Origin of the sequence: Noviherbaspirillum cavernae (assembly GCF_003590875.1) — a bacterium.
In the GTDB taxonomy this organism is placed as follows: domain Bacteria; phylum Pseudomonadota; class Gammaproteobacteria; order Burkholderiales; family Burkholderiaceae_D; genus Noviherbaspirillum; species Noviherbaspirillum cavernae.
In genome coordinates this window covers 123045-135266 of the sequence record NZ_QYUN01000003.1, presented here as the reverse complement: position 1 = coordinate 135266, position 12222 = coordinate 123045, and the positions used below count along the sequence as shown (strand labels likewise).

Below are 12222 nucleotides of genomic sequence, written 5' to 3'. Positions count from 1 at the left end.
TGGGGATATAGACCATTGCCAATGAGGCACAGGTAACAAAGCAACGAAGCTGCATCTTTTTTGATTTCTCATTAATCACAAGGAGAAGATTCGCGATGAAACATTCCCTCACCAGGTTATTGCGCTTGTGCGCCGCCGCCGTACCGGTCCTCGGTTTGTTTGCCGCCGATGCCGGCGCGCAATCCAAGACCCCGCTGCTTGTTTACACCGCGATCGAAACCGACGCGATGAAGGCCTACAAGACCGCATTCGAAAAGGCCAATCCCAATATCGAGATCCGCTGGGTGCGCGACTCGACCGGCGTCATCACCGCCAAGCTACTCGCCGAGAAGGCGAATCCGCAAGCCGACGTGGTGCTGGGCCTCGCCGCCAGCAGCCTTGCCTTGCTGTCGCAGGAAGGCATGATGCTGCCGTACGAACCGGTCGGTTTTTCGCAACTGACGCGGCGCTACTCTGACCAGAAGCAGCCGCCGGCATGGGTCGGCATGGATGTATGGGGTGCCGTGATCTGCTACAACACCGTCGAAGCGAAGAAGCTGGGCCTGCCCAAGCCGGAAACCTGGAAAGACCTGACCAAGCCGATCTACAAGGGCAAGATCAGCATGCCGCATCCGGCTTCCAGCGGCACCGGCTATCTCGACGTCACCGCCTGGCTGCAGATGTGGGGCGAGGCCGAGGGCTGGAAGTACATGGATGCCTTGCATGAAAACATTGCGCAATACGTGCACTCCGGCTCCAAGCCCTGCAAGCAGGCCGGCGCAGGCGAATTCCCGATCGGCATTTCCTTCGAGTTCCGCGCGCATCAGGTGCAGCGCAGCGGAGCGCCGATCGACCTGATCTTCCCGAAGGAGGGATTGGGTTGGGACATCGAGGCCAGCGGCATCATCAAGAACACCAAGAAGCTGGACGCCGCCAAGAAGCTCGTCGACTGGATGGCGAGCAAGGAAGCGAACCAGATCAGCTCCACCTGGTGGGCCATCGTGGCATACCCGGGCGTCGCCCAGAAGATGGAAGGTATCCCCGACAACTATGAAAGCATGCTGGTCAAGCCCAACGACTTCGAATGGGCGGCGAAGAACCGCGACCGCATCCTGACCGAATGGAGCAAGCGTTACAACGCGAAGGCGGAGGCGAAGGGCAGTTAATCAGTGCATCAAACAGCTTGAACATGCGCAGCCTGCTCGACACAGGCTGCGCATGCCCGGAAAAACTGCAACAGCCAGCCCGGCCATGATTGGAAGGAGACCCCACCAAATGAGCATGCAAGCGAATTACCTGTCACTGAAGGGCATCAAAAAGTCGTTCGGCAATTTCAATGCCCTGCACGATATCGAACTCGATATTGCCAAAGGTGAGTTCGTCTGTTTCCTCGGACCGTCCGGTTGCGGCAAGACGACCCTGTTGCGCATCATCGCGGGACTCGAAATCCAGGACGAGGGCAATATCAGCCAGTCCGGCCAGGACATTTCCTGGCTGCCGCCGATCAAGCGCGATTACGGCATCGTGTTCCAGTCCTATGCGCTGTTCCCCAATCTGACGATCCACGACAACGTCGCCTACGGCCTCGTCAATCGCGGTCAGTCGAAAGCGGACATCAACAAGCGCGTACAGGAATTGCTGACACTGGCGGGCCTGCCCGACAGCGGCAAGAAATATCCCGGCCAGCTGTCCGGCGGCCAGCAGCAGCGCATCGCGCTGGCGCGCGCGCTGGCAACTTCGCCCGGCCTGCTGCTGCTCGACGAGCCGCTGTCCGCGCTCGACGCGCTCGAACGGGTGCGCCTGCGCAGCGAGATACGCCAGCTGCAGCAACGGCTCGGCGTCACCACCATCATGGTCACGCACGATCAGGAAGAAGCCCTCAGCATGGCCGACCGCATCGTCGTGATGAACCATGGCGTGATCGAACAGATCGGTACGCCGGAGGAAATCTACCTCAAGCCGAAATCGTCCTTCGTCGCCTCATTCGTCGGCAAGGTCAATGCGCTGCATGGCGAATCGCTGGGCGGCGGCCGCTTCCGGCTCGGCAACGTCGAACTGGGCTGCGGCGCGACCCTGCATCACGTGCCCGCCGGACAGACCGTCAAGCTCTACCTGCGGCCGGAAGACTTTGTTGCACGCAAGACCGACGGCGCTGCGCCATGCGCAGTGGCGGTCATCCAGAAGATCGAATTCCTCGGCTCGCACAGCTATCTGACGATGACGGTGGAGGGCATGGAGAATCAGCCGGTGCTGACCTCGATCCCCTTGAACCAGCTTGAGGAATCCGGTCTGACCGTCGGCAGCCGCACCGGCATCGACATCGTGCCCGACCGCGCGCGCGTGTTTGAACACCGTTGCACAGCGGGGGCCGCATGAAGCCGACGGCGGCGACCATCGCCGCGCCTCCGCCGGTCGCCTCGCGCCCGACCGCCGCCGGACGGCAGCAGAACCACTGGCACGACCGCATTGCGCATGTATTGCTGCTGCTGGTGTGCGCGATCCTCTGCATCTTCCTGCTGCTGCCGGTGGTCGCGATCCTGGTCAAGAGCGTGCAGGACAAGGACGGCAACTTCGTCGGCTTGAGCCTGTTCATCGACTACATGTCGACGCCGGCATTGCAGCAGTCCATCCTCAACACCTTCCTGATGGCGAGTGCGGTGACGGTGATCGTGATCCCCGCAGCGTTCACCTTCGCCTACGCGCTCACGCGCAGCACGATGCCGGGCAAATCGATGTTCCGCACGATTTCGCTCGTGCCCATCCTCGCGCCGTCGCTGCTGGCCGCAATCTCCTTCATCCAGTGGTTCGGCACGCAGGGCATCCTGAAGCATTTGCTCGGCAGCACCTCGATCTACGGACCGCTCGGCATCATCATCAGCGAATGCTATGGCGTGTTCCCGCACGCATTGATGATCCTCATCACCGCGCTGACGATGGCCGACGGCCGCCTGTATGAGGCAGCGGAATCGCTCGGCACCAGCCGCCTCCGCAAGTTCTGGACGATCACCTTGCCCGGCGCGAAATACGGCCTGATCAGCGCCGCGCTCGTCGTGTTCACGTTTACGGTGAACGACTTCGGCGTGCCGAAAGTCATCGGCGGCAACTTCAACGTCCTGTCGATCGACGTCTACAAGCAGGTGATCGGACAGCAGAACTTCAACAAGGGCGCGGTCGTCAGCCTGCTGCTCCTGCTGCCGGCACTGGTCGCGTTCGCGATCGACATCATCATCCGCCGCAAGCTGCGCGCCCAGCTTTCCGCCCGCGCCGTACCCTACGTGCCGAAGAAGAACAAGCTGTTCGACGCCGCGATGTTCACCTACTGCTCGCTCATCTCGATCTTCATGCTCGGCGTGCTGGGCATGGCCATGTTCACCTCGGTGATCAAGCTGTGGCCCTACGACCTCTCGTTCAGCCTGCGCCACTACTATTTCGGCCTGGTGGAAGGGGGCATCCTGGAGTCGTACTTCAACAGCGTGAAGCTCGCGCTGTGGGTGGTCGTGGCCGGCATCACGCTGGTGTTCGGCACAGCGTATCTCACCGAGAAGACGCGCGGCATGGACAGCGTGCGGCCCATCATCCGGCTGCTGGCGGTACTGCCGATGGGCGTGCCGGGACTGGTGCTGGGTCTGGGCTACATCCTGTTCTTCAATGAGCCGGGCAACCCCTTGAACTTCATGTACCACACGATGGCCATCCTGGTCGTATCGACCGTGATCCATTACTACACCTCCAGCCATCTCACTGCAGTCACGGCCCTGAAGGCGATCGACAACGAATTCGAAGCAGTGTCTGCCTCGCTGAAGGTGCCGTTCTACAAGACCTTCTTCCGCGTCACGGTGCCGGTGTGCCTGCCGGCGATTCTGGACATCGGCCGCTACCTGTTCGTCAATGCCATGACGACGATTTCGGCAGTGGTGTTCCTGTACTCGCCGGACAGCACGCTCGCTTCAGTGGCGATCCTGAACCTGGAAGAGGCGGGCGAGATCGGACCGGCGGCGGCCATGGCCACGCTGATCGTGTTCACTTCGACCGGAGTCTGCCTGCTGTATGCGCTGGCAACGCGAGTCCTGCTCAAGAGAACGCAGGGCTGGAGAAGCTAGATTGAAAACGCCGCGAGCGCGTCACGTTCGCAACCGTTGTGTGCTGTGTCATTACCAATACGAGGATGAAAACCATGAGTCTAGTTAGCCGAGATCCTGTTCTTCTTACACCTGGCCCGCTGACCACGTCCCTGCAAACCAAGAACGCCATGCTGCGCGACTGGGGATCCTGGGACGCCGCGTTCAACGCCGTCACCGCCAAGGTGCGCAAGCAATTGCTCGACATCATTCACGGCCACGAAACGCATGTCTGCGTGCCGATGCAGGGCAGCGGCACCTTCTCGGTCGAAGCCGCCGTCAACACGCTGGTGCCGCGCAACGGCCACATGCTGATCCTGATCAACGGCGCCTACGGCAAGCGCATGGCGCGTCTGGTGGAAATGATGGGACGCAAGGTGTCGGTCTTCGAGACCGCGGAGCACGTGCCGACCACCGCCGCCGACGTCGATCGCCTACTTTCCGCCGACAAGAGCATCACCCATGTCGGCCTGATCCATTGCGAAACCAGCACCGGCATCCTGAATCCGCTGCCGCAAATTGCCTCGGTCATCGCGCGTCACGGCAAAAGCCTGATCATCGACGCGATGAGTTCCTTCGGCGCGCTGGAAATCGACGCCCGCAGCGTGCCCTTCGACGCCGTGATCGCCGCCAGCGGCAAGTGCATCGAAGGCCCTCCGGGAATGGGATTCGTTCTTGCGCGCAGGAGCGTGCTGGAACAATCCGCTGGCAACTCGCTGTCGCTGTCGCTCGACCTCTACGACCAATGGGTCTACATGGAAAAGACCACGCAGTGGCGCTTCACACCGCCGACGCACATCGTGATGGCCTTCCACGAGGCGCTCAACCAGTTCGTCGCCGAAGGAGGGCAGCGCGCCCGCCTGGCGCGCTACACGAACAACTACGAAACGCTGATGGCCGGCATGGAAGAACTGGGACTGAAACCGTTTCTTGATCCGAAAATCCAGGCACCCATCATCGTCACCATCCACGCACCCGACAGCCCGAAGTACAACTTCAAGGACTTCTACAACCGCGTGCGGGACAAGGGATTCATCCTGTATCCGGGCAAGCTGACGCAGGCCGAAACCTTCCGCGTCGGCTGCATCGGCGCGATCGGTGCCGCGGAAATGCGGCAGGCAGTCAATGCCATGCGCGATGCGTTGATCGAGATGGGAATAAGCGAATCGGTTGTGGCTGCATAGGGAAGTGCCGCTTGCGCGCCCAGGATCGACTTCATGGCGCGCAGGTGGCACACAAAACCCTGATCGCCGCCTACTCGATCATCGCAGTTGCCAATTGCTGCAACCGATACCGGTCGACGTGCGTCCTTCTGGCTATGCGTCGGAGACACATATAACCAGCGGTACGGGCGTCGCACAATCCGCAAATTCTTGTCATCAAGGTGAGGTGTTTTTTGGCCGGCATCACGCCGGCCGATTTTTTCCTCTGAAAGCCGACGCTTTTACTTCAATCGCCGAGGGATTGCGTGCGTTGTCAATATACGTCCATCTGCGCCATGATTTTACATAAGACAAATTATGCCTCATTAAATAACCTTCCTGACACATCCCTCAAACGACAAGGCTACGCCGACTACCGGATGACCGCATCATCCTTCAGTCGTCGCAGCTCGTTATCGGACAAGCCAAGCCAGTCGGCGAGCACTTCATCCGTATGCTGGCCACGCAATGGCGGAGCACGCCGGTATTGAACTGGGGACTCCGACAGCCGGATCGGATTGGCGACCAGCGGCACCGTGCCTGCGACGGGATGCGGCAGCGTCACGCGTAGTTGCCGCGCTTTCACTTGCGGGTCGTCGAATACCTGATCGATGCGATTGATCGGCCCGCACGGAACACCCGCCTGTTCAAGTGCGACAATCCATTCCTGCGTCGGGCGGAATACGGTCGCTTGCCGAATCAGGGGCAATAGCGTCGCACGGTTTTCGACGCGGGCGCGATTGGTGGAAAAACGCGCATCGCTTGCCCATTCGGGATGACCGGCAACCTCGCAGAAGCGGGCAAACTGCGCATCGTTTCCAATGGCGAGAATCATGTCGCCGTCGGCTGTCGGAAAGTCCTGATAGGGAACGATATTCGGATGCGCATTACCCATGCGCTCGGGGACGATGCCTCCGATGAGGTAATTGGCCGCCTGATTCGCCAAGGCGGCCACTTGCACATCGAGCAATGCAACGTCGATGTGCTGCCCTCTGCCGGTCTTTTCCCTGGCGGCCAGCGCCGCCAGCACACCGACGGTGGCATACAGTCCGGTCATGACATCGGTGAGCGCAACGCCGACCTTTTGCGGTCCGGCGCCCTCTTCCCGTTCATGCCGCCCGGTCACGCTCATCAGGCCACCCATGCCCTGAATCAGGAAGTCGTAGCCGGCGCGCGTCGCATAGGGACCGTCCTGGCCGAAGCCTGTGATCGACGCATAGATCAATCGCGGATTGAGTTTCAGCAGCGATTCGGCGTCCAGGCCGTATTGCTTGAGTCCGCCGACCTTGAAATTTTCAAGCAGCACATCCGCCTTGCATGCCAGCTCGCGAATCAGTGACTGTCCCTGCGCCGTGCTGATATCGATGGCAAGCGAACGCTTGTTGCGATTGGCGCTGAAAAAGTAGGCGGCATCCTCGGTCGGGTTTCCTGCTTCATCGCGCAGCCAGGGAGGCCCCCAACTACGCGTGTCGTCACCTGCTCCGGGGCGCTCGACCTTGATCACGTCCGCACCGAGATCACCAAGCAGTTGTCCCGACCAAGGGCCGGCAAGGACGCGGGACAGGTCCAGCACCTTGATGCCCTGCAGGGACGAGGATTGTTCCTGCGCCGATGGAGTTGCAGTGTTCATGTCAGAAGGCGGCGATGCCGGTCTGCTCCCTGCCGAGAATCAGCGCATGAATGTCGTGCGTGCCCTCGTAGGTGTTCACCACTTCCAGATTCACCATGTGCCGGATCACGCCGAACTCATCCGAAATCCCGTTGCCGCCCAGCATGTCGCGCGCCAGCCGCGCCACGTCCAGCGCCTTGCCGCAGGAATTGCGCTTCATCATCGAGGTGATCGAGGTTGCCGCCGTGCCTTCGTCCTTCATGCGGCCGAGGCGCAGACAACCCTGCAGGCCGAGCGTGATCTCGGTCTGCATGTCGGCCAGCTTCTTCTGGATCAGCTGGTTGGCCGCCAGCGGCTTGCCGAACTGCTTGCGGTCGAGCACGTACTGCCGCGCGGTGTGCCAGCAGCTTTCGGCGGCACCCAGCGCGCCCCAGGCGATGCCGTAGCGGGCGGAATTGAGGCAGGTGAACGGGCCCTTCAGGCCGCGCACGTCGGGGAAGGCGTTTTCGTTCGAGCAGAACACGTTGTCCATCACGATCTCGCCGGTGATCGAGGCGCGCAGGCCGAACTTGCCGTGGATCGCCGGCGCCGACAGGCCCTTCATGCCCTTTTCCAGCACAAAGCCGCGGATTTCGCCTTCATCATCCTTGGCCCACACGACGAACACATCGGCAATCGGCGAGTTCGAAATCCACATCTTGCTGCCGGTGAGGCTGAAGCCGCCCTGCACCTTGCGGGCGCGGGTTTCCATCGAACCCGGATCGGAGCCGTGGTTCGGCTCGGTCAGGCCGAAGCAGCCGATCCATTCGCCGGACGCCAGTTTCGGCAGGTATTTCTGTTTCTGTTGCTCGCTGCCGAATTCAAGGATCGGCACCATCACCAGCGAGGATTGCACGCTCATCATCGAGCGGTAGCCGGAATCGACGCGCTCGACCTCGCGCGCGATCAGGCCGTAGCTGACGTAGTTCAGGCCGGGGCCGCCGTACTGCTCGGGAATGGTCGGGCCGAGCAGGCCGAGCGCGCCCATTTCGCGGAAGATCGCGGGATCGGTCTTCTCATGGCGGAAGGCTTCCAGCACGCGCGGCTGCAGCTTGTCCTGGCAATAGGCATGCGCGGCGTCGCGCACCATGCGTTCCTCGTCGGTCAGCTGCTCGTTCAGCAGCAGCGGATCATCCCAGTGGAAACTTGCTTTGGCCTTGGACAAACTCATGACAACTCCTTCGATGGTGATTGGCTAATCAATTTTTCGCGTGCTCGGCATTGCGCAATCGCGCAACCGTACTCTCTATATCGTTCCAGACAGGTTTGTCGGGCGCATATCGTTGCCGCATGTAAGCGGCGATCTGCGCAATCTGCTGGTCGTTCAAACTATGCATGAATGCGGGCATGTAGCCGGCATCGTGGCTTGCGGTTTCACGAACACCACGCAGGATGATCTGCACCAGATTGTCGGGTGTGCTGCTGTGCAGATTGCTGTTCAATACAAGCGGACGATTGACGCCCACCAAGGCAGGTCCATCGCCGTCGTGATGACAACTGCCGCATGCCGTCGTGAAAAGCCGGCTATCGGCGTTGACGACGCGTTCCGCACCGAGCCTGGAGGCAGTAACCAGTTCCTGCGAAGCCTTCTTCGCCTCCTGCTCCGACACCGGCGTATTGAAAGACGCGAGGTAGTGCGCCATTGCCCGCACATCTGTTTCCGGCAGTGCTGCGAGTTCTTGCACTACTGGCAGCATCGGCCCCGACGCCACGCCGTGATGCTCGGTATGTCCATGGCGCAGATAGCGGAACAACTCTTCTTCGCTCCACGGTACCGGCGCGTGAGTAATAGCGGTCAGCGGCGGCGCTTCCCAACCCTCAACCATCGCGCCGCCCAGATAGTACTTCCCGAATTTTTCCGCACCCAGTTCATTGCGGGGCGTGTGGCATGCGGTGCAATGCCCAAGTCCATTCACCAGATACGCGCCGCGATTCCATTGCGCAGAACGCGCCGGATCGGCGGTTTCCGGGCCGGGTTTCAGGTACAGCGCATTCCACAATCCCATCAGCGGACGCACGCTGAACGGAAATGCCAATGCGGTCTTCGGCACTTCGGCCCGCACCGGCTCCTGCGACATGAGATAGGCATAGATCGCCATCAGGTCGTCGTCGGTGGTCTTGGTGAACGAAGTGTAGGGAAAGGCCGGATACAAATGGTGACCGTCGCGGGAAATCCCTTCGCGCATCGCGCGCTGGAAAGCGGTGAACGACCATTTGCCGATGCCGGTCTCCGGATCGGGTGTCAGATTGGTGGTGTAAATCTTGCCGAACGGCGTGTCCAGCGCCCGCCCTCCGGCATTGCGCACGCCGTTGGACGCGGTATGGCACACCGAGCAGTCGCCTGCGGCGGCCAGACGGCGACCGCGTTCGATGACCTCCGCCGAGTAGATCGACGGATCGATGCGCGTCACCTCGGGAATGGCGGACTTCCATCCCAGCATGGCCGCGCCGATTCCCATCGCTCCCGCCAGCAAGGCGCCCGGAACCGCCCACCATGGCCGGCGCGTGCGTGGCGGGTTTGCGGGCTCGGCCGGCGGCGGACTCAAGGCCGCCTTGACCAGCTCGGCAGTAAAGGGCGGCTGCCGGAAACGGATACCGGTCGCATCGAAAATGGCATTGGCAATGGCGGCGGTCCCCGGCACCGATGAGGATTCGCCCGCCCCCTGCGGCGGCTGATCGTTGCGCGGCATCATCATCACGTCGATGACGGGCACTTCGCGGAAATTCAGGATCGGATAACTTCCCCACTCCTTGCTGATGACTGTGTTGGTTCGCGCATCGACCTTGACCTCTTCCTTGAGCGCGCGGCTGGTTGTCTGCACCACATTGCCGTGAATCTGGTGTTTCACGCCATCCGGATTGATCATCAGACCGGCATCGTGACCGACCACGACGCGCCGCACGTGGACCTCGCCGGTGTTGCGATTGACTTCCACATCCGCGACCCACGCTGCCCAGGCTGCGCCGAAGCCGGGAAAGCGGCTATGGACATAGCGAGCATAGGCGACACCCTGCCCCTTGAGAAAATCACCGTCGGCTTCCTGTTGCTGCGGCTTCACATGCGGCATCCAGCCGGCGCGCTCGGTCGTGGCACGCAGCAGTTCGGCGGCCCTGTCGTCCTTCAGGTAGCGCAAACGATATTCGACCGGATCGACACCCGCCTCGGCGGCCAGCTCGTCGATGTAACACTCGTGCGCGAACGAATTGGGCAATGCGGATACGCCGCGCAGCCACGACGCGCGCAGGATCGGCGCCATGTCGTTGATCGTCACACGGAGGTTCTGGTAATCGTAGGGCGGCACCGAAGTGCGGTCGCCCATTTCGTAGGCAATCGGCTGCGGACTGACTTTTCCGGTCAGCAGCAGCGCCAGCGTGACGGCACCGTTCGACGGATAGGAAGTCTGGAAATCGTAGCCGGCAACGCTGCCGTCGGCATTCAAGCCGCCGTGGATTTCCATCAATTGCGCCGCGCCCTTCGGCTCCCATTGGTGCTCTTGCTCTCTGGTCAGTTGCACGCGCACCGGGCTGCCGACCGCGCGCGATAGCAACGCGGCGTCCGCCGCAACATCGTCGGCACAGTTGCGTCCATAGCATCCGGCCGCTTCCATGCGGATGACGTCGATGGCGACATCGGGCAGGTCCATGAGCTTGGCGAGATCCGCGCGCAGGACGTGCGGGTTTTGCGTTCCCGCCCATACCGTCATTCGTTCGGCATGCCAATCGGCCACCGCACAGGAAGGCCCGATGGATGCATGCAGCTGGTAAGGCCAGACATACGTCCTGTCCATGCGCACCGCGGCATTGGCGAGTGCAGCATCGACGTCGCCCTGATTGGCGACCACCCTGCGCGTGGAAGGGTTGTCGCGCAGCGCCACTTCGAGATTGGCGAGGTCGGGCAAGGCGGGCCATTCCTTCCACTTCACGGCCAACTCCCGCATCGCCTGCTCCGCATGTTCCTCGCGCAGCGCGACAACGCCGACGAAGTCGCCGATCACGACCGTCGTGACGATACCCGGAATATGTGCGATCGAACTTTCATCGACCGACTCCAGCGTATTACCGATGAAGTCGCCATGGTCGGCACCGGCGTATGGCGGCCGGATCACGCGACCGTGCAGCATCCCCGGCACGCGCACATCATGCACGAAAGTCAGCTCGCCCACGGCCTTGGACGGAATATCGACGCGCGGCGTGCTCTGTCCGACCAGACGATAATCCTCGGGCCGCTTCACCGCCGTATTCAAGTCGAGCAGCAAGGCGGTGTGGCGTCCCCGAACAAGATCGGCGTAACTGATCGCGTGCTCCGAATTTCCGCGCACCGACACGATTCCACCGTTGACTTCCAGTTCGTCGATTGCGGCATCAAGATGCGCCGCTGCCTGAGATAGCAGCCATGCGCGCGCCTGCGCCGCGGCCGCACGCAAGGGATTGGCATGAATCTGGATCGATGCGCTGGCAATAGTGGCACCCTGGTTCGGCGCGCGTGTGGTATCGCCAAGGACCATGTTGATCTGGTCCATGCGGACGTCGAGTTCTTCCGCCGCGATCTGCGCGAGTGCGGTGCGAATGCCGGTTCCGAGATCGACATGCCCGCTCAATGCGGTGACGCTGCCGTCGTCCCAGACCGCAATCAGAATCTCGACACCTTCAGCGGGATTTCCCGGCACTGCGGCTGGCTGACCTTTCACCGGCGGTGGCGCAGGCGGCGGCTCGCGCGTGATCAGCAGCACGCCCTGCGCTTCATGAAAATCACGCCGGCTGTACGGCGTGTCGGCGCGACGGGTCATTTCGGCTCCTTCTCCGCGGCGGCGAGTTGCATGGCACGCCGGACCGCCTTCAGTATTTCGACATGCGTGCCGCAACGGCACAGGTTATGTGCAAGCGCATTCCTGATCTGCTCGTCGGTCGGACAGGGATTTTTTTGCAACAGCGCAACGGTCGACATGATCATGCCGTTGAGGCAATAACCGCATTGCGCGGCCTGTTCCTCGATGAATGCTTGCTGCACATAATGCAGCGCTGTCTTGCTACCCAGTCCCTCCAGCGTCGTCACATGCCTACCGGCGGCACCGCTTGTCGGAATCACGCAGGAACGCGCACTCTTGCCATCAATCAGAACCGTGCAGGCACCGCACTGCCCGAGGCCGCAGCCATACTTCGGCCCGTTGAGTCCGAGATCGTTGCGCAGCACGAACAGCAGCGGCGCGTCGCCCGGCACATCGAGGCAACACTGCTGTCCGTTCACCGTCACCCGCAAAGGCGATGTGTTCATTCC

General features: G+C 61.6%; 8 protein-coding genes. 4 read left to right on the top strand and 4 right to left on the bottom strand.

The annotated features are described in order from the left end of the window. Positions 1–95: 95 nt before the first annotated feature. From D3870_RS19170 to D3870_RS19155, 4 genes are all read left to right on the top strand, one after another. Positions 96–1145 (top strand): putative 2-aminoethylphosphonate ABC transporter substrate-binding protein, encoded by a 1050-nt coding sequence (locus D3870_RS19170; protein ID WP_119742567.1) that lies wholly within the window; start codon positions 96–98, stop codon positions 1143–1145. Positions 1146–1254: 109 nt separating this feature from the next. Then, complete coding sequence (locus D3870_RS19165) at positions 1255–2355, top strand: putative 2-aminoethylphosphonate ABC transporter ATP-binding protein (protein WP_242490104.1); 1101 nt, start codon at positions 1255–1257, stop codon at positions 2353–2355. Continuing rightward, on the top strand, positions 2352–4079 hold the full coding sequence (locus D3870_RS19160) for a putative 2-aminoethylphosphonate ABC transporter permease subunit (RefSeq protein WP_119742563.1): 1728 nt from the start codon (positions 2352–2354) through the stop codon (positions 4077–4079). The genes D3870_RS19165 and D3870_RS19160 overlap by 4 nt, the downstream gene beginning before the upstream one ends. Positions 4080–4153: 74 nt before the next feature. Next, positions 4154–5281, top strand: coding sequence for a 2-aminoethylphosphonate--pyruvate transaminase (locus D3870_RS19155; RefSeq protein WP_119743140.1), 1128 nt, complete (start codon positions 4154–4156; stop codon positions 5279–5281). A gap of 391 nt (positions 5282–5672) precedes the next feature. Here D3870_RS19155 and D3870_RS19150 read toward each other — a convergent pair whose 3' ends face one another. Genes D3870_RS19150 through D3870_RS19135 form a run of 4 tightly spaced genes read right to left on the bottom strand, consistent with a single transcriptional unit; the run spans position 5673 to position 12219 of the window. Then, entirely contained in the window at positions 5673–6929 is a 1257-nt protein-coding gene (locus D3870_RS19150) for a CaiB/BaiF CoA transferase family protein (RefSeq protein WP_119742561.1), read from the bottom strand. Between the two features lies 1 nt (position 6930). Further along, positions 6931–8118: an acyl-CoA dehydrogenase gene (locus D3870_RS19145; RefSeq protein WP_199710820.1), complete on the bottom strand. Its 1188-nt coding sequence runs from the start codon at positions 8116–8118 to the stop codon at positions 6931–6933. Positions 8119–8146: 28 nt separating this feature from the next. After that, complete coding sequence (locus tag D3870_RS19140; RefSeq protein WP_119742559.1) at positions 8147–11734, bottom strand: molybdopterin cofactor-binding domain-containing protein; 3588 nt, start codon at positions 11732–11734, stop codon at positions 8147–8149. Then, on the bottom strand, positions 11731–12219 hold the full coding sequence (locus D3870_RS19135; protein WP_119742557.1) for a (2Fe-2S)-binding protein: 489 nt from the start codon (positions 12217–12219) through the stop codon (positions 11731–11733). The genes D3870_RS19140 and D3870_RS19135 overlap by 4 nt, the downstream gene beginning before the upstream one ends. Between the last annotated feature and the right edge of the window lie 3 nt (positions 12220–12222).